Source organism: Vreelandella nanhaiensis, from assembly GCF_003990185.1.
GTDB classification, from domain to species: Bacteria; Pseudomonadota; Gammaproteobacteria; order Pseudomonadales; family Halomonadaceae; genus Vreelandella; species Vreelandella nanhaiensis.
In genome coordinates this window covers 1-26,512 of record NZ_RZHF01000001.1, presented here as the reverse complement: position 1 = coordinate 26,512, position 26,512 = coordinate 1, and the positions used below count along the sequence as shown (strand labels likewise).

22 protein-coding genes and 1 pseudogene are annotated in these 26,512 nt (G+C 50.5%); 18 read left to right on the top strand and 5 right to left on the bottom strand.

What is annotated here, in order from left to right:
- The first annotated feature begins 43 nt into the window (after positions 1–43).
- From ELY38_RS00120 to ELY38_RS19240, 14 genes and pseudogenes are all read left to right on the top strand, one after another.
- Positions 44–607: a hypothetical protein gene (locus tag ELY38_RS00120; RefSeq protein ID WP_035557920.1), complete on the top strand. Its 564-nt coding sequence runs from the start codon at positions 44–46 to the stop codon at positions 605–607.
- 94 nt (positions 608–701) lie between these two features.
- Positions 702–1,517 carry a DsbC family protein gene (locus ELY38_RS00115; RefSeq protein ID WP_035557923.1) on the top strand — a complete coding sequence of 272 codons (816 nt, stop codon included), beginning with the start codon at positions 702–704 and terminating at the stop codon, positions 1,515–1,517.
- A gap of 450 nt (positions 1,518–1,967) precedes the next feature.
- The gene (locus tag ELY38_RS00110; protein ID WP_052703851.1) at positions 1,968–2,426 is read left to right on the top strand and encodes a hypothetical protein; all 459 of its coding nucleotides are present in this window, start codon (positions 1,968–1,970) and stop codon (positions 2,424–2,426) included.
- Positions 2,423–2,773: a hypothetical protein gene (locus ELY38_RS00105; protein WP_113270576.1), complete on the top strand. Its 351-nt coding sequence runs from the start codon at positions 2,423–2,425 to the stop codon at positions 2,771–2,773. The genes ELY38_RS00110 and ELY38_RS00105 overlap by 4 nt, the downstream gene beginning before the upstream one ends.
- Before the next feature lie 678 nt (positions 2,774–3,451).
- The gene (locus ELY38_RS00100; RefSeq protein WP_274542011.1) at positions 3,452–4,159 is read left to right on the top strand and encodes a recombination-associated protein RdgC; all 708 of its coding nucleotides are present in this window, start codon (positions 3,452–3,454) and stop codon (positions 4,157–4,159) included.
- Positions 4,160–4,354: 195 nt separating this feature from the next.
- Entirely contained in the window at positions 4,355–5,131 is a 777-nt protein-coding gene (locus tag ELY38_RS00095; RefSeq protein ID WP_113270641.1) for a ParA family protein, read from the top strand.
- A 1-nt stretch (position 5,132) separates the two neighbouring features.
- A complete protein-coding gene (locus ELY38_RS00090) occupies positions 5,133–6,302 on the top strand; it encodes a ParB/RepB/Spo0J family partition protein (RefSeq protein WP_113270575.1) in 1,170 nt (389 codons plus the stop codon).
- Between the two features lie 5 nt (positions 6,303–6,307).
- Positions 6,308–6,589, top strand: coding sequence for a helix-turn-helix domain-containing protein (locus ELY38_RS00085; RefSeq protein WP_008958302.1), 282 nt, complete (start codon positions 6,308–6,310; stop codon positions 6,587–6,589).
- A gap of 498 nt (positions 6,590–7,087) precedes the next feature.
- Positions 7,088–9,796 (top strand): DNA methyltransferase, encoded by a 2,709-nt coding sequence (locus ELY38_RS00080; RefSeq protein ID WP_127059528.1) that lies wholly within the window; start codon positions 7,088–7,090, stop codon positions 9,794–9,796.
- A 2-nt stretch (positions 9,797–9,798) separates the two neighbouring features.
- Entirely contained in the window at positions 9,799–11,865 is a 2,067-nt protein-coding gene (locus ELY38_RS00075) for a DEAD/DEAH box helicase (RefSeq protein ID WP_176304941.1), read from the top strand.
- Positions 11,866–11,877: 12 nt separating this feature from the next.
- Complete coding sequence (locus ELY38_RS00070; protein WP_127059527.1) at positions 11,878–13,188, top strand: GIY-YIG nuclease family protein; 1,311 nt, start codon at positions 11,878–11,880, stop codon at positions 13,186–13,188.
- A 3-nt stretch (positions 13,189–13,191) separates the two neighbouring features.
- Entirely contained in the window at positions 13,192–14,517 is a 1,326-nt protein-coding gene (locus ELY38_RS00065; protein WP_127059526.1) for an ISL3 family transposase, read from the top strand.
- A 10-nt stretch (positions 14,518–14,527) separates the two neighbouring features.
- Positions 14,528–15,388 (top strand): hypothetical protein, encoded by an 861-nt coding sequence (locus tag ELY38_RS00060; protein ID WP_127059525.1) that lies wholly within the window; start codon positions 14,528–14,530, stop codon positions 15,386–15,388.
- A gap of 150 nt (positions 15,389–15,538) precedes the next feature.
- A pseudogene (locus ELY38_RS19240) lies at positions 15,539–16,559 on the top strand (YaaC family protein).
- Between the two features lie 51 nt (positions 16,560–16,610).
- Here the strand turns inward: ELY38_RS19240 and ELY38_RS00050 are convergent.
- From ELY38_RS00050 to ELY38_RS00040, 3 genes are all read right to left on the bottom strand, one after another.
- Complete coding sequence (locus ELY38_RS00050) at positions 16,611–17,342, bottom strand: hypothetical protein (protein ID WP_113270572.1); 732 nt, start codon at positions 17,340–17,342, stop codon at positions 16,611–16,613.
- A 350-nt stretch (positions 17,343–17,692) separates the two neighbouring features.
- Positions 17,693–18,649, bottom strand: coding sequence for a tyrosine-type recombinase/integrase (locus ELY38_RS00045; protein ID WP_113270570.1), 957 nt, complete (start codon positions 18,647–18,649; stop codon positions 17,693–17,695).
- Positions 18,642–18,965 carry a hypothetical protein gene (locus tag ELY38_RS00040; protein ID WP_113270569.1) on the bottom strand — a complete coding sequence of 108 codons (324 nt, stop codon included), beginning with the start codon at positions 18,963–18,965 and terminating at the stop codon, positions 18,642–18,644. Before ELY38_RS00040 ends, ELY38_RS00045 begins: the two co-directional genes overlap by 8 nt.
- A 601-nt stretch (positions 18,966–19,566) precedes the next feature.
- Between ELY38_RS00040 and ELY38_RS00035 the strand changes: the two genes are divergently transcribed.
- Positions 19,567–19,923, top strand: a complete 357-nt coding sequence (locus ELY38_RS00035) for a histone-like nucleoid-structuring protein, MvaT/MvaU family (RefSeq protein WP_127059523.1) — start codon at positions 19,567–19,569, stop codon at positions 19,921–19,923.
- Between the two features lie 33 nt (positions 19,924–19,956).
- Positions 19,957–20,988 carry a hypothetical protein gene (locus tag ELY38_RS00030; RefSeq protein WP_035561720.1) on the top strand — a complete coding sequence of 344 codons (1,032 nt, stop codon included), beginning with the start codon at positions 19,957–19,959 and terminating at the stop codon, positions 20,986–20,988.
- A gap of 1,189 nt (positions 20,989–22,177) precedes the next feature.
- On the opposite strand, the gene ELY38_RS00025 is transcribed toward ELY38_RS00030, so the two are convergent.
- A complete protein-coding gene (locus tag ELY38_RS00025) occupies positions 22,178–22,732 on the bottom strand; it encodes a JAB domain-containing protein (RefSeq protein ID WP_035561717.1) in 555 nt (184 codons plus the stop codon).
- A gap of 137 nt (positions 22,733–22,869) precedes the next feature.
- Here ELY38_RS00025 and ELY38_RS00020 point away from each other — a divergent pair, with 137 nt between their 5' ends.
- Entirely contained in the window at positions 22,870–23,772 is a 903-nt protein-coding gene (locus ELY38_RS00020; RefSeq protein ID WP_052703848.1) for an ArdC family protein, read from the top strand.
- Between the two features lie 296 nt (positions 23,773–24,068).
- On the top strand, positions 24,069–25,097 hold the full coding sequence (locus tag ELY38_RS00015; RefSeq protein WP_052703847.1) for a DNA-binding protein: 1,029 nt from the start codon (positions 24,069–24,071) through the stop codon (positions 25,095–25,097).
- A gap of 1,047 nt (positions 25,098–26,144) precedes the next feature.
- Here ELY38_RS00015 and ELY38_RS00005 read toward each other — a convergent pair.
- Positions 26,145–26,512 (bottom strand): DUF411 domain-containing protein (locus ELY38_RS00005; protein WP_127059522.1); only part of this gene is annotated, 368 nt, incomplete at its 5' end.

Below are 26,512 nucleotides of genomic sequence, written 5' to 3'. Positions count from 1 at the left end.
TTTATTCCTGGGGCTTTTTCATGCGTAGACGATAGGCAGGCACATGAGCGAGACAGACCAAAAAACCAGATCCCGATTTCAGCACCCCTTGGCTAGGGTATTGCCTTTGGCAGGTGGTGTGCTGGGTGCGATGGCGTTCGCTATAACCGTCATTCCCTTAGACCTCCCATGGGCCTCGTCAAACGCTGAATCACCAGCCGTGGTGACATTCGATACGGCCAAATACGTTAATGCTCGCCGTGCAGCAGCCAGTGAGCTGCTAGGGGACGGTGAGGCAAGAGATTCAGCCGTATCCACATTGGCTCGCGTCGACAATGGCGTTCGCCCAGCGATCGTTGATGCAGCAGATGGCGCTTTGGTCATCGTCCGTCAAGCAGCCGTCTTGGACGGCACTATTCCTGACATCACTGACACCGTACTGGCTGGTTTAGGCCTGCCAACAGATGCCCCCACGATCGAGACAAGTCTTGATCGTCATGGAGACACCACTTACAGCGCATCGAACCTTTATGAGGAGGCTCGAGAGCTGGTCAGTCGTGCTAACCAGCAAGCGCGTGAGCGTGCCGATTCGCAGCGCGAGGCGGGAATTGAAGAGCTGCTGCCATAAACAGCAGATGATTAGAACCTGATGTGGCCATGCCCTGCATGGCGAAGACTACGCCAGCACCACTGGCGCTTAACTTTGCTCAAGGAGCTTATTGATGAAACACCTTACCCTGATCGCCTCCGCTGTTGCAGTCGCCTCCGCACTTTTCGCGGGAACTACCGTCGCCAATGACGACAATGCCGGCTCCAGCTTAGAGCTTCCCAAGGCCGTGTCCGATTTGGGCATCCCTGGAGCCAAGGTCGACAAAACATTCGATACCGGCCTAGATGGCATCAATGGCTGGGTTATTAGTGTCGAGAACGACACTAATGTGATCTATACCACTGAGGATGGTACGCATGCCTTTATCGGGATGATTCTGGGCGAGGGTGGCGAAAACTTGACGCAGGCTCACATGGAGCAGCACATGGAGAATAGCCCGCTGGCCAGCATGCCGAAGCGAGCTGCCTCTCAGGACAACGGATTTACAGATGAGGATGAGGCCGCAGCGCTTGCGCAAGTTGAGGAAAATGCCTTCTACGTTGAAGAGGGGAGCGGCGACAAGGTTCTGTATGTCGTCTTTGATACTCAATGTGGTTACTGCCAGAAAATGTATCAAGAGTCCCGGGCGGTTCTGGATGAAGTCACCATCCGTTGGATTCCGGTAGGCTTCATGGGCGAGGGCTCGCTCCACCAGGCTGCACAAATAGTCGACGCCGAGAACCCTACCGAAGTGCTGGCCACATTTGAGGGAGGCGGCAGTGTGTCTGGCTCCCCGAGCGCCGAAGCTATGAACATCGTGAGTGAGAACAGCAACCTGATCCAGCAGCTGGGTATCCGGTCTACACCGAATACGCTCTACAAGGATGAGAACGGTGAAGCTCATATCATGCGTGGTGCTCTTCGTGCGGCTGAAATCCGTAGCCTGTAACCTTATTGCACCTTGAAGAAATGCGCCCTGGCTCCCTCTCCGGCAGTCCGGGCGCCCAGCTAGAGGGCACCCCATGTCTCTACAAGACCAACGCACTGTTAGTATTATGCGGCGAGCAATCGAAGGAATGTTTCCGCAGTTCGCCGTGAACCGTCTATTTCCACGTCAGCCACTCAAGGTAGGCCGTGGTACACGGGAGAAGACCCTTTACCCCTTTCGCTGGCTGCACCGTCCTCTGACGCTTGAGCAGGCGCGCTGGGTCGCAAGTAGGTCAGTTGATTATTGGTTCCGGTGGCTCATCGCGTTTGGTGCGTCTCTTTATCTCTCTGTCAAATTGGGACCGCCTTACGGAGCATTCCTCCACTTAGGTTTTACGCTACTTGCTGCATGGACATTAATAGGTGTGGCCGTGGCTGTCGGGCGGAATAGAAAGACTCCGAGGATAGATGCATGAAGCAAGGCAACAAAAGTTGGCTCGCCTCTTTGGGGCGCGTAATATCCGGCCTGCGTAAGCAGTCGATGGATGCTGACCAAGTTGATCCAAGTGACCCAGCTATCACGAAGATGACAATTAGCCTGGCACTGGATCTCCTAAACGAAGAGCAATCGCACGAGCGTTTCAAGCCTAAAGATCGTGTCTCATGGAAATGGGGCATGAAGAACAAGAGCGTGCCGCTGGCCAGGCAAACTGCTGTAGCGTTACAAGTCCGTCAAGAGCCATTCAACGATAGCACCCTGGCACCTTCATCCACGTACTACGAAGAGCCTTTAGATGTGCTTGTAGGTGTGTATACCCACGAGGGTATTTTTCGAGAGCTATGGGTCGATGGGCGGCGCCTATGCTTGCTGACAGACCATCGCATAAACAGCCCGAACGGTGGCACTCAGTGGGGACAAGGTGAAGGATGATTGATACCAAGGTCATTTCAGATGCCCCTCTGAAGTTCGATGAATTGCTGACCACCGTGGCCAAGGAACAGCTTGGCCTGGATGGGAGCTACACAGTGTATGCGGTCGAGACGGATCAGATTGATGAGATCAATCTCAAGATGATTGAAGGCCTGGATGACATCCATCTACATTGTTTCACTGTAAGGCTTCCCCCTGGCTTGGCGAGAGTTAGCCTCGCCCCGCGGGATGGAAATCACTGGCGGATGGAAGAGGCGGTTCATGGGGTCGTGGATTATGGCCATACAGCTCGGGAGACTATAAGCGCCAGCTATAGTGGCAATGGGCAACGGTTGTACATCCCTTAGTCAAGTGGCAAACACTAAATGTTTCATTCTGCTTGAATTTAATATAATTCGTCGTCTGGCATAGATATAATATGGATAGCAATGATAACCGACTGGACCAGCTGAATGAGCTTCCCCTTACCAAAGAAGATCAGCGCTTCATACTCCGCTGCCTCCGTGAGGGCGGAGTGGTCGACTACCAACCCGTCCTCGCGGCATACCAGCTGTGTTGGAACAATGCGGCTGAGTCAGCGACTATCCGCAAAGAGATAACGTTGGGAGGAGGGCAGCCAACACCTTTCTCCGAGAGGCCTTGGGTGTTGAAGCGCTTGACTATCCGAGGTAAATGACTGGCCAGTTTACTATAGCGCCTAGGGGAGGGGGGGGAGTTATACCGTTATCTATTATTTCACCATTTAAATACCATGCTCCCTTGCCTAAAATAATAAGATCGTAGGGCCTAATCGTGTTCGACAACGCACTGTCATATAGGGCACATAGCTCATTCTTTGGGGCTGACAAAATGACCAGCCTCATCGAAAAAAACTTTCCAGGGCCTGCGCGCCCACAGAGGCTCGAAGGGTAGGGTGGTCGGCTGTTTGCGGTGAAGTATTGGCATACACACTCCAGTCTCAATATCTCATTCTTCGCTTTCGGCAGTAGCAGCGTTTGCTCCCAGTAGCCGCGGTCAAATAGCTGGTGGAGGAGAGGGCGGCTGAAATGGAGAAGGCCTCAGGAAGTCACCTGCGCCGTGCGGAGAAACAATTGCTCAAAGAGCAGGTATACGAAGAGCTACTGCCCACCTCCCTGAAGCGAACCGGGCATTTTCTGATGGCTATCGACATCAGGCGTAAATGGATACTCATTGACGCTGCCAGTCGTAAGAAAGCAGAAGAAGCACTCGATCTGTTGCGCCTTACACTGGGATCGCTCAAAGTCACGCCAATGGCAACTAGCGATCGTCCAACAGCTTTGATGACCCGTTGGTTGGCTGCCTCGACTGAGCGTGCTGAAGGCTGGGCTCTTGGAGAGTTCTGCCAGCTCGAATCGCCTTCTGGCAATGATGGTGTGATTAAGGTTTCGGAGGTCGATCTCGATAGTGACGAGATACAGCAGCACCTTGATGGAGGCCGCATCTGTTCAGCCCTTTCGATTGCTCGGACAGGTCAACTGGCGATGCAGCTTCAGGATGATCTAGGCCTAAAGAAGATCAAATTCGATGATGCACTGCTTGAGCATGCTGATTCGGGTGATGATGAAGCATCAAGGTTTGATGCGGATGCCCATATTCACATCCCAGCTCTTGCGGCCGTTGTCGAGGAGCTGATAACCCTACTAGGGGGTGAATCAGTCCCTACGCTAGAGGATACCCCTGAGGATGCTGTTCAGGCATCTAAAGCAGCCTGAACCCTACTCATATCCTGTCTTTGGCTTGGCTCTGTCCAGGCCTTTTTTATGCGCTAGATAGATCGGTTTATACTATTTGCCGTATCAGTTTATGTGGATTATCATGTTTCGCATGCGTAACTTGGCAAGGATCGCCGCCGTTTGCACAAGGACATTCTCAACCTGTCTTTTTCCAGGTCGGCTACCGGGAACTCCATGACCAAAATAATCAGTTTCTCCAATCAGAAAGGCGGGGTCGGAAAATCGACCATTTGCCTTCAAACAGTCTTCTACCTCGTGGAGGCGGGCTATCGCGTACTAGCAGTTGATTTCGACCCACAGGGCAACACATCTAGCCGGTTGAGCCAGAGCGATGAGGCAACCTATACAGGCACACCATCAGTCCGGTTGTTCGATGAGAACATGCATGAAATCCAGCCGATGAAGTGCGTGCGCGGAATGGATCTGATTTGGACAACCAAGAACGATCCAGAGCTATCTGAGATTGAGTCCCTACCGCTCAACTGTGTGGTCAACCCGATCACAAACCTGAAGGCTAGCGGCATACTGGATAATTACGATTACGTGCTTGTCGACTGCCCCCCTAGTTTGGGCCGTAAGCTAGTAGCTGCACTCACTATGTCCACTCATGTCATTTGTCCGGTGCAAGTAAGTGGTTTCGCACTGGATGGCGTAGAGGGTCTGCTGAACACGATCATAAGCGTTCAGGAGGAGCTGAATCCCGAGTTGGAAAACACCGGGATGGTGATCAATAACCTCAAACGCGGTTTCGAGGAGGACATGATCACGCGAGATGAGCTTCGCAAGGCGGTGCCGGATCTGGTCTACAAATCTGAGATTGGCGTTAGAGGGCAACTCGACGTGGCCAACCTCAATGGCGTACCCGTTTGGAGCATAAAAAAGACATCGGCACGAGAGGCTGGCAAAGAGATCCGTGCAGTTATCGAAGAACTCATGGAAAAGGTGGGCTGACATGGCATTAGGACAACTAGACAACCTGCAAAGCCTCTCACGCCGCTCTAAAGGCGCCAAGGAAGTATTGGTGCTGGATACAGCTGAAGTGGTGCCGAAAAATGGCCAAGTCCGAGAGAAATTCGGCGGTATTGAGGAGCTAGCCGACTCAATTAAGTCGCATGGCCAGGAACAGCCGATCATCGTATCTCCTAAGGATGCTAACGGTAAGTATCGAATTCAGAAAGGTGAGCGCCGTTGGCGTGCATGTAAACTGGCCGGTGTGCCGGTTGAGGCGATCGTCAACAAAAAGGACCAGGAGGAGCTGGACGAAACAGCCGGCGAGCTGATTGAAAACATTCAGCGGGAAAACCTGACTCCGATGGAAATCGCCAAGGGGATTCAGAAATTCATTGACGCTAAGTGGAAGGCCGTCGATGTGGCTAAGCGTCTAGGTAAATCGCGTGGTTATATCTCGCAGCACCTATCGCTGCTCAAGCTCCCCGAATGCGTACAGAAGCTATACGAGGAAGATGTCACGGCTGACCCCGAATCGCTGAATTCGCTCAGGCAGATTTATCAAATTGCGCCAGAGAAGGCTGAACGCATTTGCGAAAAGGCCTTAGTAGACGGAATCAGCCGAAAAGCCTGCCGTGAGCTGCTGAAACAGGCAAAGGGTGGCACTCTGGCTGAAGACCCTGAAACAGTTCCCATGGAGGCTCAGGTTCCAGCGCCAGCTCTAGGGACGAATGATGACCAGCCACCACTGAGCGGATTCGACTCATCCCCCTCCGCTGGAAACTCTGGCATGGGGAACACTGTTGATGATGTCCAGCCCGCAATGCCGCCCCAGTTTAACGAGAAAGATGACTCCTCTCTTGGTAAGGGGGATGTTGCACAGGAAAAGCCACCGAGACCTAAATCGGCCACTAATACTGAGCAACCCCAGCCTAAAAAGGCTGCTGGCGCCGAACTTGATACACCAGCGCCAGTAATGGCAAAGGAGCCCACCCGGGCTCGGGTCGTGGTAGGCGTTACCGTGAAGGGCGCACAACGTAGTGGCATGCTACAGACTGATCGTATCGATCATGAGCCTGGCTATTGCTGGGTTCGACTAGATAATGATGAAAAAGACACACTGAGGGTAAGAGTCTCTGACGTTCAGCTACTTGGTGTCGAGGGTGAGGACTGACCTCTATGCCGAGCCTATCGCGTGACACACAGCGAAAATACGACATTATCCGTGCTATTGACCACATGGATCGCCCAAGCCTTCAGGACATCTCTGAAGCTACGGGCATCCCGGCTGGCACGGTTAAACGGCAGCTGACTTCGATCCGGGAAGAGTTTAAGGTAAAAATCCTCTTTATTCGTGACCCTAGCTCACCTGAAGGTGCAATGGGCTATTACGCACTTGAAGGCTGGGGAATCTTGGACCCAAACTCCTTTCGAGTGCATTTTGGAGACAGCACTTCCTAGCCAGCTGACACCCGGGGAGCAAATAGCTCCCCGAATTATGTCAAACCAGCCCCACCTTTCTGAGCCAGTCAACACGGAGTCATCAGCAGTGCCTGAACCCGACCATCCCCCACTGAATCTCATCAAGCAACCTGTTTCAATTGGTCATGAAGACGTAGTTAAAGAGCTTGCTACTTTTAAGGTCGAGCTGGATAGATACGCACGTAAGACAATTGGGCAACCGTTGCTTAATGACATAGTGGACAATGATCGAGGAACCTGCGCACTACACCCAGATTCATTAATAGCTGTGCTGATACCTTTTTTAAACGGGTATCCGGAATCCAGTGTGTAATTCCACTCCAGCCTACAGTGTGTCACCGAACCCGTAAACCGGAATTGCGTGTGTGATGCCTCTGTCGTATCATTGAGTTTCTAAACCGGAACTAAGTGTGTATTCTGTCGTCAGAATTCGCACATAGTCGAAGGCTCGACGAACGACTGGCCAGGAGTGGAAACATGGCGATTAGTCAGGCACGCATTATCGAATCCATGGAGCAGGCCTGCTCCAACCTCAATCCGGATGAGTTCATCTTCTCCTTCCTAGATGCTTACGGATTTCCGAAGAGCACCATAACCCGCCTTCGCAAAGGTGACGATAGCCGAAACGTTGCCAGCGGTGATGATATTGGGCTGAAGAAGAAGCTCTATTTCCGATCTGTTCCAGAGGGGACGGATTTGAATACTGAAGCCGACTCGCTCAAGGCAAGCGAGGTCGTGCCACGGAACGATATCCGCTTTGTCATCGTCACTGACTTTAAGAGCCTGGTTGCCTTAGATCTCAAGGCAGAAGAGCGCCTTGAAACTACGATGGATGAGCTGGATAAGCAATATGCCTTCTTCCTCCCGCTGGCCGGATACGAGAAGGCAGTAATGTACTCAGAGCATCCAGCTGACGTTAAAGCCTCTGAGAAGATGGGTCGGCTGTTTGATTTGATCCGCGAGCGCAATGACCTCTCGAAGCCTGAGGACATTCACGCTCTCAACGTTTTCCTTACCCGCCTCTTGTTCTGCTTTTACGCCGAAGACACCGGCATCTTCGCTCAGGGTCAGATGACATCTGCCATTCAGTCAACGACACAGGAAGATGGCTCTGACGTAGATCAGTTTTTCTCAGATCTCTTCACTGTCTTGAATCTGGATGATAAAGCTCCTGAGCGAGCATCTATGGCTGCTCACTTCCAGGAGTTCCCTTACGTCAATGGCGGCCTCTTTGAGGCGGATGAGCCCATTCCAGAATTTGGAAGAAAAGCTCGACGACTTTTGATTGATTGCGGGAGCATGGACTGGTCTGAGATCAATCCAGACATTTTTGGCTCAATGTTCCAGGCGGTCATTGACGAAGAACAACGGGGAAGCCTGGGGCAGCATTACACCTCTGTCTCCAACATCATGAAAGTGATCCAGCCTCTCTTCCTCGACAAACTTTATACAGAGCTTGAGAAGAGTCGGAAGAACGAACGAAAACTGAAGGAGCTACTTCTGCGCCTCCAGAATTTGCGCATTTTTGATCCGGCCTGCGGCTCAGGAAATTTCCTGATCATTGCTTACAAAGAGTTGCGAAAGCTGGAAATGGAAATCATCGACGCTCTGAACACGGTGTCGGATCAGACTGAAATGTATTACTCAGGAATTAAGCTGTCCCAGTTTCACGGCATCGAAATTGATGATTTTGCGCATGAAATTGCCATACTTTCTCTATGGCTGGCAGAACATCAGATGAACGTTGCGTTCAAAGCTAAGTTTGGTTATTCCGAGGCGGCCCTTCCATTGAAAGATTCAGGGAACATAGCTTGCGGTAATGCATTGAAGATTGATTGGGCGTCTATCTGTCCAGCCGGCGGAGAGGTCTACTTGTGTGGAAACCCTCCTTTTATAGGTGACAGATTTAGAACCAAAGAGCAATCAAAGGATCTTTCGAACACATTAAAGCCGGTAAAAAGCCCAGGTAAAGTTGATTTCGTTGCCGGATGGTTTTTCAAAGCGTCTAGGTATATGAGCTTAAATCCAAGCGATAGCGAAGCAGCATTTGTCGCAACTAATTCAATATTCCAAGGCGTTCAAGCCAACCTTGTTTGGGGGCAGTTGTTAAAGGAAGGTGTTAAGTTAAATTTTGCACACTCAACATTTAAGTGGTCAAACAATGCAAAAAAGAATGCGGGGGTGCATGTAGCTATACTAGGATTTTCTCATAAATCCAGAGAGTCTAAGCATATTTATTCAGGAGAATTTAAGAGATCTGCGAAAAATATATCGCCATACCTAATTGATGGCCCCAATATGGTAGTAAAAGGTAGGTCATCCAGCTTAAATCATGACAAAGAAATGGTGATGGGTAACTACACGAATGACGGTGGTTACTTGATCTTCTCGGAAGGCGAGAAAGATTCTCTACTGGAGAAAGAGCCCGGCATCGAGAAATGGATTCGCGAAATTGTAGGTGCAGCCGAATTCTTAAACGGGAAGAGAAGATATTGCTTATGGCTAGTTGATGCTACTGAAGATGATATTAATAGCTCGGAAGAGCTCTCCAGGCGGGTTGAATCCGTTCGCGTGAAAAGGCTTTCAAGCAGTGACAAGGGAAGCCAAAAGCAGGCTGAGAGACCTCACCTGTTTCGAGAACAGCACAATCCCGGAAATTATGTTTTTATGCCGCAAGTGTCTTCTGAGAGGAGGGATTATATACCGATCGACATATTGGGTTCTAATAAAATACCTATAGCACCAAACTTCTTTGTCGATAATGGGGGGCTTTACGAGTTCGGAATCCTAACATCCGAAATGCACAACGACTGGATGCGTGCTGTTGCTGGACGCTTGGAGAGCCGTTACCGGTATTCACCAACTTTAGTTTACAACACATTCCCATGGCCGAATATAATCAGTGATCAGAGGAATAATGTTGAAAGTTTAGCAGAAACAATTCTTATTCTTCGCGAAGACTACCCTGACAAATCCTTGTCGCAACTTTATGACCCGAAAGCAATGCCAGAGCCATTGCGGGAAGCCCATAAAGCTCTGGATCGCGCCGTTGAAAACCTTTACCGCGACAAGCCATTCAAAGACGCTACCGAGCGTTTGGAGTACCTCTTCGCCCGTTACGAAAAATTGATTGCTGAAGAAAAAGCAAAGAAGCCTGCCAAGAAAACAGCCAAAGGGAGTAATTGATCATGGCCGATCTGATGACGGTCCAGTACAAACAAACTGGCAAGAGTTCGAATCTGAATGAATTGGGCATGCGTGAAATGCAGGCCCGGGCGTATGACGCTCGCGATGCGCAATACCTGCTTCTCAAGGCTCCTCCGGCGTCCGGTAAATCGCGGGCGCTCATGTTCCTTGGACTGGACAAGCTGCAACACCAGGGACTGAACAAAGTCATCGTGGCCGTGCCCGAAATGTCCATCGGTGGCTCGTTCAAGGATACTGACCTCACGAGCGCTGGTTTCTTTGCCGACTGGAAGGTGCAGCCCAGCTACAACCTTTGCGTACCTGGCGGGGAGGACCGCAAGGTCAAAGCGTTCATCCGCTTCATGTCTGATCCGGACGCAGATATTTTGATCTGTACCCATGCAACACTGCGGTATGCTTACAAGGAATTGGCTCCATCGGACTTCAACGACACCCTGCTGGCAATTGACGAATTCCACCACACCTCTGCGGACGGCGAAAACCGGCTTGGCGAGCTTATTGATGGTGTCATGGCGGGCTCGAATGCCCATATTGTGGCTATGACGGGATCGTACTTCCGGGGTGACGCCGTTCCGATTCTCCTGCCAGAGGACGAAGAGAAGTTTACGCAGGTCACCTACTCCTACTATGAACAGCTCAATGGCTACAGATATCTGAAGTCACTTGGCATCGGCTATCACTTCTACACCGGTCGGTACCTGGATGCTGTGCATGAGGTGCTGGACACCTCGAAGAAGACGATTGTCCATATTCCAAACGTCAACGCGGTCGAGTCCACGAAGGACAAGTATTCTGAGGTCGATTACATTCTCGACGCTATCGGCGATGTCGTCGAGAAGGATATGAAGACCGGTATTATTACCGTGAAGGACCAGTCCGGCCGGCTTTTGAAGGTTGCCGATCTGGTTGATGACAACCCTCTCCGGATAGAGGTTCAGAATTACCTCAGGAATGTGTCGAAAGCCGACGACATGGATATCATCATTGCCCTGGGTATGGCGAAGGAAGGCTTTGACTGGCCTTGGTGCGAGCATGTTCTGACCATTGGCTATCGTTCCTCGCTCACGGAAATCATCCAGATCATCGGCCGCGCTACTCGCGACTCAGAAGGCAAAACACACGCCCAATTTACCAACCTGATTGCCCAGCCAGATGCAGAGGATGACGACGTCAAAACGTCGGTCAACAACATGCTCAAGGCCATCACCGTTTCGCTATTGATGGAACAGGTCTTGGCACCCGCAGTGAACTTCAAGCCGAGGTCTCGGATACGGCCGGGCGAAGAAGTCGACCCTGGCACTGTGGTCATCGAAGATACCACATCGCCTGTCTCCGACAAGGTCATGAAGGCCCTGGAGAACATGGACAACATCAAAGCCGCCATCCTTCAAAAGCCTGAAGTCATTGCACCAGCTGTGACGGGCGATGATGATCCAGAGGTCATGGAGCAGGTGGAAATTCCGAAGGTCGTGGAAACGCTTTATCCAGATATGGATGACAGTGAGATAAGCACTGTCTCAGAAGCCGTACACGCCTCCATGGCCATCCAGTCCACCGGAGGGCTGTTCGATGAGTCTGACCTGCCTGAAGGCGCTCAGATCATGACTCCTGAAGGGGTTCAAGAAGATGCCCAGGATTATCAGGGGGGCACAGATAAGCCGTCGAAGCCCGTCGCTGGTGCAGGCAATGATGAGCCAAAACCTAATCGCAAGTTTGTTCTTATCGGGAACAAGTTCGTCAATATCGAAAACCTGAATGTCGATCTGATTCGACAGGTGAACCCCTTCCAGGGTGCCTATGAGATCCTCTCAAAATCCGTGACGCCATCGGTGCTCAAGACCATCCAGGATACCGTGGTTGGCATGCGATCTCAGATGTCTGAAGAAGAGGCCGTTATCCTCTGGCCGCGAATCAATGAGTTCCGAAAGGAGAAAGGCCGAGAGCCATCTGTGACGGCGAGTGAGCCGTATGAGCGCCGTTTGGCGGAGGCGCTGGCCTATATCAAGAGAAAGGCTCAGGAGCGTAAGGCGCAGGCTCAGACGTCGTAAGGGGGATTTGGGATGCCACCGATCAATCACAACAGGCGGAAAGCCTCGGCTCGGCCTTCATTGGACGATATATTCGCTGGCCCGGATGAGTTCGGGCTTCTTGATGTCGGGGCCAAGAAATCAAGCTCGGGTGCGCCTCTTGAGGTGTCTCGATTTGAAGAGATCAGCGCGTTCGTCGATCAGCAGGGGAAAGCTCCGCAGGCTGACAGTCCTGACCTTCAAGAAAAGCTTCTCTCCCGTAGACTAAAGAGCTACGCCGAGAAGGAAGATCTGTTGTCAGCTCTGAAGCCATACGACCGTCATAACCTGCTACCCGAGCCCGTACTGGTTTCGAATCAGGAGGCGACCGCACATGATGAGGGAATGCCCTCCCGCGCCCCGACCGAACCGAGCAGGCCAGCGTCGAAGACGGACGTGAATCAGGCGGAAAACGTCACATCACTTGATGACATTTTTGCGAGCGAGGCATTCTCAGAGTTTGATCAAGGAGAAGACTCCCTCTTTGACCCGGTTCATGTCTCATTCGAGAAAAGCCGAGAGGAGCCAGATGAGATCGCTCAACGGCGTGTCTGCCAGGACTTCTATGCGTTTGAGCCAATATTCAGGGATCTGCACGAGAAGCTGAAAACTGGCGACGTTAAAGCAGCTCGCTTCCAGCAGGCCTCACAAGTTCAGCCGGGTGATGCCTTCATACTTGAAGGTGTCATGTGCCTTATCGATGAAGTTGGCGAGTACCGAGAGGATGGAGATGGTCGATATGACCCGAGGCTGCGGCTGATTTTCGAGAATGGAACAGAGTCCAATCATCTCCTCCGGTCTCTGGCAAAACGACTTTACCAGGACCCCACTGGACGGAGGATCATCCGTGATGCTGAGTCCGTAGTCGACGCCTTCAACAATGTGAATCACAAGGATAAGCGGGCTGGCCAAATCTATTTCGTCACGACGTTGAGCGATAAGCCCGCACTTCGTGAAATCCCGAATCTACTGAAAATTGGTTATACCGAGCTGACCGTGGATGAGCGGACAAAAAATGCGGAACGGGACACAGCATTCCTCGAAGCGCCGGTCAAAAAGCTCGCGTCTATAGAATGCTATAACTTGAATCCGAACAAGTTTGAGACCCTCATCCATGGGTTCCTTCACGCCCAGCGAATAAAGATGACGCTCACCGGGAGAGACGGAAAAGAATATCACCCGAGAGAGTGGTTCTCTGTTCCGTTGAATACTGCCCGCGAAGTGGTGAAGCGAATCATTGATGGAAGTATCGTTCAGTACCGCATGGACAATACCACCGGGCGATTGGTGAAAAAGAAGGTATGAACGATGCGCCAGTTTGACCTGCTAAACATGGATACCCTCCAATCCAGCAACTTGATTGATGAGGGCGATCACTACGTCATCGAGGTTGATGGTCAGGGTATACCTGGACGATGCCCCCACTGCCAGGCCGAGGGGCCATACAGGCATGGCACCCAGCAACAGCACTACATCGATACTCCGATGCACGGTAAGCCCGTACTGCTTCGAGTAGACCGGGCTCGCTTCCGATGCAAAAGTTGTGGGAAGACCTTTTTCTCAAACCTGCCAGACATCGACCCGAAACGAAAAGCCTCCACCAGATTCATCAAATACGTTGAGCAGGAGTCGATGAAGAAAACCTTCGCAATGATTTCACGCGAGGCGGGCATTGATGAAAAGACGATCAAGAATATCTTTGAAGACTACGTTCACCGGCTTGGAAAAGAGATCAAGTTTGAAACGCCGGAGTTTCTGGGGATTGATGAGCTGAAGATTATTGGCGAATACCGGTGCATGATCACCAACGTGAACGAGCTTGCTGTCTATGACCTGCTGCCCAACCGCAGGAAAACCGACCTCATGACTTACTTCAAGGCTATGCCTGATAAGCACAAGGTAAAGGTCGTGACGATGGATATGTGGCGCACCTACAAGGATGTCGTGAACGCGCAGCTACCAGGTCGCGATATTGTGGTGGATCGCTGGCATGTCATCCGCATGGCCAACGAGGCTCTGGAGGCCGTGCGAAAGCAGATTCGTAAAGGCCTTAACACTCGCCAGAGGCTGAAGCTGAAAGACGACCGCTTTATCCTTTTGGAGAGGGAGCGCAGCCTTTCGCCTGAGCAACGCGAAAAAATGCAGTCCTGGTTCGATCTTCATCCAGAACTGGCTATGGCTTATGAGGCGAAGGAGAACTTCCATAACATCTACTCGTGCCGCAACAAGGCTGAGGCTCAGGAGTTTGCGAGGGCATGGATGAGATCACTTCCGCCTGCAATCGAGCCAGCCTTTGAGGCATCCCGCACAGCGTTATTGAACTGGTGGGGGGAGGTTTTTAACTTCTATGATCACCAGGTCACAAACGCCTATACTGAGTCTGTGAATCGGCTGGCAAAGGATATTAACCGGATGGGACGCGGATACAGCTTTGAGGTCATGCGTGCTCGACTGATCTATGAGAAGCAAGCGCGTAAACCAACAACCAAGTTGAGAGGGCGAAAGCCAAAAAGCAATTCTCAGCCAGAGACTATGGCGAGGTCTGTTGGTCTGGAGAAAGTGTCCAGAACGATTGAGTACGGTCCACACATCCCTACGCTTTGCGACTTGCTGGAAAGCGGCCACTTTTCCTGAGGTTTCTACATTGATACCGGAATTGAGGGAGAGAGAAAATCATCTGTTCCCACACTCAATTCCGGATACCCTTTTAAACTGGGAAGACCAGAATGGACAGGCTTATCGAGCCTTTGTAGATCCAAAACATGTTATTGGGGCAAGCATCAAAGGGCATCCTGAGAACGTGCCACCAGAGGAGGTGGTGAATAGGATCGAGCGCTACGCGACCTACTTTGGCTCAAGGGATAACGCCTTATATGTCTGGTACAAGCCACTTGGGATATTCATTGCTCATGAGGGAAAACACAGGGTCGCTTTTATGCGATCGCATGATCAACCGGCTATAGCAGCGTGGGTTCAGGAAGCTGATTATCCAGCTCCATCTCGAATTACGATAATTGAGCCCAGCGATGAACGTGACGAATGGTTAGCAATGCTCGATGGTCGCTACATTCAGGTACTGCGGCGTCCGAACATTGCAAGGAAAATACTTGATGCTTACGGCGTAAAGACAACGAGCTGGCAGAATATAGATCATCTACCAGATGAAAAGATGGTGCGATTGGCGATTTACGAGCGCCGGCTTCATCGACCAGCCAGAACACGGAAGGAAATCGATAGGACTCTTGATCTGCAGGCTCATCTCGCTCGAATGGCCAAGGACAGTCAGGAGCAGTATTTTCATTGTCATGATCTCGGCCCATATCGTCTTGACTGGAATCGCAATATTGTAGTGATGTGCCTCATGCTATTTACAGGTTTATTGCTAGTAAAGTTTGATCATGACTGGTCGATCAGAACAGGGATTGGCTTGGTGGGTGTAACATCTGGCATGATGCTTAGCCAGAAACTGACGAGGTTCACAGGCCCGCGAAAGCTAAAATCATAAATGAATGAGAACGAAACTACCTTAAAAGGCTCGCTAAGGCTGATGACGACCAAACATACTACAGATTTTAGCCTAATATCCCGCAGTACAGCCTCTTAAGGAGCGAAAGTGCTTGGAGAAAATATTAAAATTGGCAATCGTCGGGTATGGATGCACAAAGCTATCAACCACCCTGACTTCGCATCTGAGAGCGTACTCACAAGAGATCCATGGAGCTTCGTAGAGCTTTGGCTTAAGCGACAGAATAAGAGTGAGGCACTATCCTTCTGGTCACAGGCACGAAGGTTCCATGAAGCCGCTAAGTATATGGATGTTGAAGCGTCGCCACTGTCCCTTTATTACTCTTTTTTGAACGCAACCAAAGCTCTTCTGGTGGTTCGAGGCGCCACACATGCAGAGAATCATGGTGTAACCGGAGATAGGCCAGCAAAAGCCAAGGCTAGCTTGGCTAATGAGGCCATAACTTTTAAGTCTGGCGGTATCTTGCCAGCTTTGTGTACGTATCTCGGCGAAAGCACCGTCACGCACACCGCCGAAAAGTACAACCTCAAAGACTTACTCTGGAATGTACCTTTTGTGCATAGAGCATTCTTGCATACCTTCAGGTCGGCCCCAGAGCTCTTCATACCGTTAGAAAGTGCTTGCTACGTAAAACATCCAGACCCCAAGGCTCGTGAATGCTGGTTCCAGGCTGAAGTGTCGCCCAGATATGCAGATGGTCGGATGCTCAGAAATATCCCTCACTCTTTTGAATGGTTCACTGAAGACGGTAGAACATATATTCGCCGAAAAAAGCGCTTCAATTGGTGGCGAGGTAAAGCCCCACAGGCTGAAAAACTCTTGGCCGCAAAAGCGGCTAGGCACATATCACAGCAAGACTCGTCGGATCATAGTTCCTATCTCTGGGAATCGCGACTTGTGGTACATCAAACGAAATCTGAGCAGCAACCCACCATCTGAGCGCCACGGTCTTACCATTATATTTGCTGCGATGCATCGGCTGAGCGAATTAGCCCGTTACGATCCTAATGGCCTAGAGAGACATCTCTACGGCACATCGAACTGGTTAATTACGGAATTCATGACAAATTCAGCAGATCAATTCATTGATCAGATGGCGTCGGAAATTACAGGGTTTCAGTTTTGGCGACCAGCCATACGAACCCCGTGAGAACTGTCAATGTACGATATGAATAGCCGACAAGCCGATTGACTGAGCTGGCTACTGTGATCCCTCTAAGGCTGACGTCAATCCAGCCCAGGTACTATACAGCTCGTTTTCATAACATTCCTGCTCAAGGCTACGCGCCAGCACGTCACTGGCGACAAGATCCAATTGGGTCTGAAGGCTTGCAACTGGAATAACTATCTCCGTGGTTTCCCATAGCTTCTTCTGTGTGCTGCGAGAATCAACTCGGTAGCGGGACCAGTGCGGTGAAGCCTCCACAGAGCTGATGGTTTCAACTAGCTGTGCCAAGCACTCTGGAGGAATTTTCTCATCGGCTAGCTTGGCTGCCTTTTTCAGACTATTCAGAATTTTCCGCAGGTCATGCTCATTATTTAGAGAACGGCGATGCCGATTTGTAATCATAATAGCCTGCCCAGGTTTGATCTGGTTCCGACATTCAATAATCTCAAAACACCACTGCAGTAGCCTTTTAAGAATCAACTCCGCAGCGTGACGCTGAAGATAAAAAGCTGGTAATCCTATCTCATCGAAGCTACCACGTGCCTGCCCTTGCTCAACGAGCAAAGAGGCTGCAGTCAGATAGGCCCCCACATAAGATGGCTGGCGCCAAAACCCACCCATGCGAGCGATGCCATTCTCAAAATCACTTTCCGCTTGGCTGGGGTTCTTCCCACCAACGAAAACATCTCGAGGGTCGGTCGCAGGGTGACGGGAGTAGAGAGGTCCGATGCTCCATAAACCGTTTACTTCTCGCTGACCAGTCATTTGCTGACCCCTTCCTGATGAATTAGGCTGTATTTGCCGCGCATGGCTACCCATCGATCTGGGGTTGCTACAGGATGGCCACCATGGACTGGGTTCCTGCATTGCCACCCCTTCGTGGTCAGCTCGGCACACTGCGCCATGTACCCGGCTGCTTGCCAGGCGAGGCAGTCTCCCCGGGTAATACCATAGACACTGGCAAAAGCTGCAGCCGGATCGCTCCAGAACACCTCGAGCTGACCTGGCGTTAGCGTCACGGTTATCTTTCCAGCTAGGCCATCGTGGCTGGTGTTGAACGTTATGTCACTGTTAGATGACACCCATAGCTTGGGGTGAAGCACTGCTCTGTTGTTTCATATTCTTTTCATCGCCTCCTCCAGGCGCCTTTCCGCACTTCGGTCATAGCGTTGTGTGGTGACTAGGTTGGTATGGCCTAGAGCGTATTGCACCGTGAGAACGTCGACACCTCGATCTAGCATATTCGTAGCGAAGGTGCGGCGAAAATCGTGAGGCGCGCACTCCTTAATGCCCGCCTGAACGGCCCTTTCTTTTATGATGAAGTACACAGCTTGGTCAGTAATACGAAGATCAGTAATCACACCATGTCGGCGCACTCTAGGGAAAAGAGGCCCGACATCCCGCCCCAACCGGGATTGCCATGCCATGACTTTCAGGAACGTTTCATTGGGCAGAAAGACGAGGCGTTCCTTGTTACCTTTGCCCAGAATCCTGATCGACTGCCGGCCGCGGTCAATCATCTCGATGTCTATGGATACACTCTCCGATCGACGCAGCCCCGTGTTGACCAGTAAGTGGAGTAACACGGCATCTCTCTCCCCTTTGGGGGTCTCGTCTGTTTCGCATGCGGAACAAAGGGCTTGGATAGCTACATCATCAAGGTGTACGCCCTTCGGCAACCTTGAGCCCCTGACAGACTTGAGATCGCTGATCTGATGGTGGCTCTCACTATCCATGCGACCCGCAACCCAAGCCTCACGCGCCACACCTTTCATAGCAGACAATGCAGTATTAATAGTGGATGGAGCCTTGCCCAGTTCACTCATCATCTCGATGATTGAGCGCACATGTTCGCGCCGGATCATATGCCACGGACAACTCTTAATGTCATGACCGCCGCTAAGGTAGGCAACTTGCTGGAGGTGAGATCGCATCGTGACCCGGCTACGGCGGGAGCCAAGCCCCATAAGGTAAGAGAGCGCGGGGTTTCCCTTGGCCTCTGTCAAAGAATTCGATGCTTCAGCAAGGCCCCCAGTGACGTTATAAGGAATCATCGCTAGTGAATCAGCCATTTCCGGGGCCCCCCTCTAAGCTGGCAATGTGTTGCTGCAAATAATCAGCCTGGTCTGCAGAGCACATAACAATATCGAGCAAATCCCCGCTTTCATGCATCACCTCGTAAAAATCTGATGCGCTTGGTGCGGACTCGACATAGACTCGCTTGCGACGCAGCCCGCCCGGGATCGTTAAGCTCAAGTGCTCAAGAACTGCATCGGCGTCCTCTAGGACACTAACAATATCGCCCGTATCACGGACAATGACCATGAAATCGTTGGTAGTGATGACCGCATATCCTGCGCGGGGTGGCATAATCAAGTGATCAAACATCCAATTGCTCCCTTTTGGTTGTGATTTTCCCCCTGATCAGGGTTAGTGCCTGGCTTCAGACTGGGCAGCGTCCTGGCACCAATATGTGAAGACCACCTAAATCAGCTGCAATGCTATTGACGACCATCTGAGCATATGAAGTAACTACCGCAATTTTGTAGATTGCCTTCCAAGTCATTCAGCACAGCCTTATTCATGTGACTCTGATACAGCCTACTCGGGTTCGCTGCCCTTCTCTACTTTCTTAAATAACTATTTTAATAAGTAGAGAACCTAAGCGCCAGCACTACGGCCTTTTTAACTGTGTACACAGGATCACTCAAAAACGGAAAATATCACCCTAAGTTATTGTTCTATATTCTATTTCTCAAGGTAAAAGCCATTTCCTGAAAGCCTGTACGCAAAATCTAGGCTTTTGGCAGGGCCATCACCCGTAGATTTTGCGAAATAAGGGTATTTTTTAATGGAAAAACACATCCTTGGAGAGATATTTTTGCGCTAGCTTTTAGACCACTGCCAACGGTCTCATATCGTTGACATACAGCCGAGTTAGCTACAAAATGTGCTTTGCACACTTTCACATTGCCTTGTCTGGAAACACATGCCTATATTGCGTGAATACCAACAGCTGCAGGAGCAATCGAAGTCTCTTCGAGAACAACTTATATCGTTTGAGAATCGAGAAGATTTCAAGCGTGAAAGTGCTTTTTTTAACCGCTTAAAAATGTTAATGGCTGATTATAATGAATCGGCCCTGGACGTTATTAAATTGGTTAATACTGAAAAAAGCGTCAGCGAGTCTCCGGCTATACGTAAGAAGCGAATGATAAAGGTATATCGCAATCCTTATGAAAGGGAGATTGTCGAAACAAGAGGTGGCAATCATAAAACCCTGAGGGCTTGGAAGGATCAGTACGGTGCCGAGGTCGTTGATTCTTGGCTTGTCGAAGAGAAATAGCAGGTTATTACTGTAGGCTGACAGAGGTTAGATATGGCCAGCGATAGCAATAAAGACAAGGACATACAAGCAGTTGCGGTTAATAAGCCGCCTCAGCTTGACCTATTCAGCCTGAGCGATAGCCGGGACAGAAATTATAGTAATAGCATCGACATTTACGATGCATTGCCTAAATATTCTCTGGAGAAGCGTCGTCGATTCACAGACCTTAACAGCGCGGTAAGAGAGCGCGAGTGCCGTATAGGCGACCGCGTTATAAAGGTTAAAGTTAAGCCAGCTATTATCGAGAATAGTAAAGGCAAACATGAGCTAGTTTATCCTGGTGAGCGTGAAGAGATTATAGAAGACGCTTTAAGAAAACTGGCTGTTAATGGCGGAAGCGTCATGATCGATGGTAAAGTTGGTGTTCTTTTTACTTTCTACGAGTTGCGTGCTGAGTTACGCCGGAACAAACATGAGTTCAAACTCAGCGAGATAAAGGAGGCGATACTTGTATGCCGTGGCGCACAGCTTGAAACGGTCACCAATGATAATGAAACTGTTATTTCCTCAAGCTTTTTTCCTATGGTCGGCCTAACCACGCGAAAAGATATTCAGATGCGTGAAGGCGATACTAAATGCTATGTACAGTTTAACCCTTTAGTAACTGAGAGCATTCTTAAACAAACTTTCCGTTTATATGACTATAGCACTTCGATGTCGATTAAGAGCCCTCTTGCCCGGTACATGCATAAGCGAATGAGTCACTACTGGAGCCAGGCATCAGCCAACGATCCCTATACGCCTCGTCTTATTCCTTACCTGTCAGGTAGCCCTCGCGGGCTTTCTGATCGCATGGGCAGTAATGTTCGGGCTATGAAAATTGCCCTAGACGTACTCGTTGAGCATGAGGTTATAGCTAGTTATAAAGCGAAGAGAATAACGGAAGGGAAAAAACTTGTTGATATTTACTACACAATCTTTCCTACAGATAAATTTGTCAAAACTGTTAAAAGAGCAAATTACAAAAGTAACTCAATACGGTTAAAGAAAGACTTACATACTATTAGCGAAACATCACTTTAAAATAATATTATCTTATTTCCTTTTGTGAAGTCTGGATCATTGAATGCATTTAGATGGCCTTTACTGCTTAGGGGGATAATGTACACATGGGCAACTCGTCGCCCTTCAAACCCCAGCCAGCCAGGATCGTAATTAACGGGCTGTGCTGCAGGAACCATTGAGGCGCGCATTGCAGTCCAAGCGTGTGCCATCATTGGGGGGAATGTTGCACAGATAGCCGATTCCAGACCCTCTCGATCACCTTGCTCAATAGGGGGAATGTTGCACAGATAGATGCTTCCAGACCTCCTTAATCACCGCGCCAATGACCGTAGCCAACGTCCAGTCACCCTTGTAAGCAGACTGCTATCACAGTAGGCATTCAAGAGTGTAGCTCACAGAACGTAGGTGGGAACGTTGCACCATCAGCCCCCGCGACAGGTCTTTAAAGCACGGCCAGCGTGCTCAAAAGTGTCATTCCTCCCTGGCAGGGGATTGTCGATCAGTAACAATTTGACAACAAAGAAGGTAAGGCACTATATTAAGCAGCTTCAAATGATAACGGTATAAAAGTGCTCTGATAGCTATCAACGTATCCACATTTACTGTGGGTAAGCCTGTGGAAAAGTAGCGTTTTATAGGTGGGAATGTTGCATCGTTTCGGTGGGGATACTGCACAGGTTATTTTCTGACCAGCAATTTAGCCCTCTATAGTAGGTGGGTATATTGCACAGGAGATGCAGAGCGAATCGAATCGATCCTGTCAACCTATCATGCCTTAAATCTTGCAGGTGGGAATGTTGCACAGATGGTGCCTAAATGAGCCAAAATGTGGACAAAAAGACGTTTTCTGTGGACATCAGGAGGATAACTTTGAGCCCCAGGTGGGGATGTTGCACAGCAAGCGGTGGGAATGTTGCATAGCAAGCGGTGGGGACGTTGCATCGGTTTTTGAAAGATAATGCATACTTTTCAGTGGTTTGATGCTTCTTTACTCGCTCGTAACCCTGTTTTAACCCAGCCTTAACCCTTTAACCTTTTTATATTAACCAGCCTTTCCTAACACCCCCCAAGCCACCGAGTTTCTTTGTGGGCCGTTAGAAGAGCAGTATCAACATCACAGCAGGTTTAACAATTAAAGGATAGCCCATAAAAAAGCCTCACCAGCTGGAATGCTGGTGAGGCCATGAAAACGGCATAACCGTTGAAGTTATATCAGCCCCCTCTCTGCAAAGCTGACATGCTCGGTGCCAGCCACAATAATGTGGTCTATCACCTTTACGTCGATCACATCCAAAGCCTCTTGTAGCTTCTTCGTAATCTGACGATCAGCATCACTCTCTTGAGGACTACCGCTAGGATGGTTGTGACACAACAATACGGCGGAAGCATTCGTTTCAATCGCACTTCTAACCACTTCCCTAGGATAGACAGCCGCCTTATCCACGGTGCCTCTAAAAAGCTCCTCATGCTTGATGACTTGATGTTGCGAGTTCAGCCACGTCACTGAGAACACTTCGTAAGGCAGTTCCGCATACTTGAGCGTCAGATAATCAACCGCTATCCAAGGAGCCGTTATCTTTGCACCCTCACTCTCAAGCTGACCATAGAACCGTGCTTCGATGATGTTCAGTGCCTCTGAGATAACAGCATCTTCACTCTCTTTACGCTGCTCTGCGGTCTCTACGGTTCCCTTTCCAGGGAAACTATAAACTTTGGCCGCCTCACTAACTGCGAACATATCCAACTGGTTGGTGTGCTTCATCATTCTCTCCTCTCTCATTCCCGCTGCCGGGTCTCGATTAGAGTTAGGGGAAGCACTGACCCCCCACCGGCTGTCACCTAGCGCCCTATCCCTTCTTGAGACCTGCACTACTGCAGGAATGAGAGAGGAGATAGATCATGAGCAAACGTGCAATCGATGGTATCCGCGAAGCACTCATACAAGGTTTGATGGAAGGCACAGCCCCCTGGCAGAAGCCTTGGAAACCAGGCGACAAAGATGTGAGCCAGCCCTATAACGCCTCTTCAGGGCGTTCTTACACTGGCTGGTCAAATATCATCAGTCTCTGGATTGCTTCAGATAAAAACGGCTACACCAGCCCTGCCTGGGTGACTTTCAAGCAAGCGAAGGATCTCTGCACTCACCCCCGCAAGGGCGAAAAGGCCACTCCCGTGGAATTTTGGAAATTCCACAAAAAGCGCGAGAAGAAGGAGAACGGCACAACGGAGGAGAAAATCATCCCCGTGAACCGTATCTTTTATGTGTTTAACGAGGAGCAGCTGGCGGACCCATTGACAGAGGCTGCAAAGCCACCTGTCTTAGAAGCTCAACCTGAGCCCGTGCAGTTCGTTGCACGGCTGATTGAAGCATCGGGCATCCCTTTAAGCTGGGGCGGTGACAAGGCCTACTACAGGCCCTCTACGGATGGCATACGCCTGCCCCGTCCTGAACAGTTCCATGAGGTTAGTGAAATTGCGGCCACCGGCCTGCATGAGCTGATCCATGCTACTGGTGCTCCCTCGCGCCTCAACCGGGACAAGAGCGATCGCGCTCGAGAGGAAGTAGTGGCAGAAGCTGGCGCCTGGCTTGCAGCCATGCGCTTTGGTCTCCCTGCTACCCCCGAAAACTCGGCGTCCTACCTCACTGGATGGGCTTCACGGCTCAAAGGTGACCAGGCCAAAGAGATCGACCGTGCTCTGGCTGATGCGCAGAAGGCGGTCAACTTCATCGAGCAAATGGCACAACAGTGCGGTTTGATCGACGGAGAAGAAGACTCAACTGCAGCAACCGCGGCAGCTTGATTTTTTTCTTTACCATTCAACAGCCTCCCCCTCGGGAGGCTTTTTTTTGTGTTTAGTCACTGCGGTGGGGATGTTGCACCGATCCCGCAACAGCTATGGCTTTCAACATTGGCACGATCTTTCCCAATAGATTTCCTGCACTGGTTGCATTCTTAGGTGGGAATGTTGCACAGCAGATCATCTAGTAGGCTGCGCTAGCATTATTTTTAGGGTCAGCGAAGCTGTTGACTATATTGTATGTATGTATCTTATGTATAATACATACATACAATACATACACTAGGAGATAGCCCGGCATGACTATTAAGCCGGAAATACGGCAACGCATCATTGATGCTGCCGAGAAGCTGGTATCCGAAGGCATCGACAGGCCCACCAATGAACAGGTGCGCGAATGCCTGGGTGGTGGCTCCCTGTCGCATATTTCCCCGGTCATGCGTGAGTGGCGCGATAGCCTAAAAGACAATGCCATCGCTGTGCGAGAAATGCCGAATGAGATCCGCACTGTCTTGGAGCGGGTTGGAGCTGAACTATGGCGCTCCGCTAGCCAGCACGCTGATGAAGAAGTCGAGAAGATACGCGCAGAGTCCGAACAGCGCGAGAAAGCTGCCAACGAAGAGCGAGATGAGGCGCTACGCGAGATTGAGCGACTAGAGGCCAGCATCGCAACCTTGCGTGAACACGGCCATCAGGATGGGCAGCGCATTGAGCAGCAGACGGAGGAGATCCATACGCTTGTGACGGAGAATGCCACCGCAAGGCAGCGGGCAGCGGATGCTATGGGACGAGTTACCGATTTACAAGACCAGCTCTCCCGCCAGAATCAGCAATTGGAAACCATGCGTGTTGAAGCGCAACGGCAACAAACGTTGGTCGACCACTTGCGAGACGAGAAAGCCGATAGCAGCGCCCGGTTGGCCACAATTGAAAGCGAGCTTAAAGCCGCTACACGGGAACTGGAAACCTCTAGTAAACGTGAATTGCAGCTCCAGAAAACGCTCGAGGCCGTCAACGAAGACCTCTCTTCTCTTCAGCAGGAACATGCCAGCCTACGTGCGGAGAATGCCTCTGTTATGAGGCGCAGCGGTGAGCTGCAGGACGAGAACGCAACGCTTCGTACCGATCTCGACAAGATCAAGACATCTTCCAGCGACGCCCGTAGCGAGCTGAAGACAGCGACTAAGCGGATTGAGGAGTTGGCAAATATTCAGGAAGAGCACTCAGAAACCCGGACACAGCTGGCAATCGCTTTATCCCGCGAAGAGGATCTGCGCAAGCAGTTAGCTGACCATCAGAAACGGCTAAAATCAAACAAAAAAGACTAGGGACCAAAGGCAGAGTGATGAGGTACAGGTCAGCCAGGTTACTGACCGGGCTCATGCTGATAATGGCACCAACCGTGGCCACTGCTGATATTATCATAGGCACCTGGTACGTGCGCCAGCTTGGCTGATTACCGATTGCCAAAGTGATACACCCTGGTAGAAGCGCAGAATGGATTCTTCTCCAGCACGAGCAAGTTCAAACCCAAATTACACCGGCTTTCCAATCCTTATATCTAGGGAGGGAAAGATTACTGAGGAAGCCCTGGACATTTGTATAGCGCATCTGATCAAGCGTGGCAGGGTTCAATCCAGGAAGTCGTGGATAACATGCCGGAAAGCGTTGTATCAGTTCTTTGGCTGGTGTGAGGTGAATGCTATTGACTGGCGTGATGTGGGCAATGACCGAGAAACTACGGTATTCGCGGAGTTCCGGGGCTGGAACCTAAGCCCCGAGGGCGGTGCCTTGCCGCAGCAACGGTGAATGCCCGGCTACGACTTCTTTGCGCATTCTATCGGTATGGCACCAAGTGTGGTTGGGTGATGACTGTTCCGTATGCCATGAAAACGGTAATGGTTAGGCAACCTACAGGCCTCCTCGCTCACGTCGGTGCGAGTGGAGGAAGACGTACGACCGCAGATGTCACGCTGAAGACGCCACGAACCGTAATTTGGGTGCTAAGCAAGCATCAATCGATTGATCTCCTGAGTGCCATCACCAATCCCACGCATACGCTGTACTCAATGATGCAATCCAAGGCTCAGACCTATGCCTTGCTCTACGTGCGCGACCGACTGGGCCATGCCTCGGTCGCAACTACTGAGAAATACTTGCACTGTCTCTAATTTTAATTAGTTTGATAGACGCAAATAATAGGCTGCTTTTGGCCGAGGCTATGTGAAAACTCTCGAGCCGTAAACAATATGGTTGACGTAAGCGAAATCGGTAGAATTTTTATAAATGAAAAGCTTTAGAGTCAGCGAAAGAGCACCGCAACCAACAGGCCAGCTTTGATCACTCAATTAAAGGGTCATAAACTGCTCATCTTCCTAGTCTGTAAACGCGTAGACATCGTAAGGACCGTCTTGTGGCCCTGGCATACCTGGCGTACCAATCGGCATACCTGCTAAACCAATTCCATCTATTTTAGGCTGTTGCTCAAACAGCGCCTTTACGGCTTCCATCGGAAGGTGACCTTCAACCCAATACTCGCCTATTTCGATGGTATGGCACGATCCCAGACCATAGGGAACGCCCGCCTGCTGCTTGATATCACCCAGCTCGACGTCATCAATAATGGTGACGTCTACGCCAAGTTTCTCAAGATGGCGCGCATATTCATCACAGCAGCCGCACTGGGGGTTTTTATACAGTGTTGCCTCTGGCGGTAACGCCGCTTGAGCGGAGACCGTCCCAA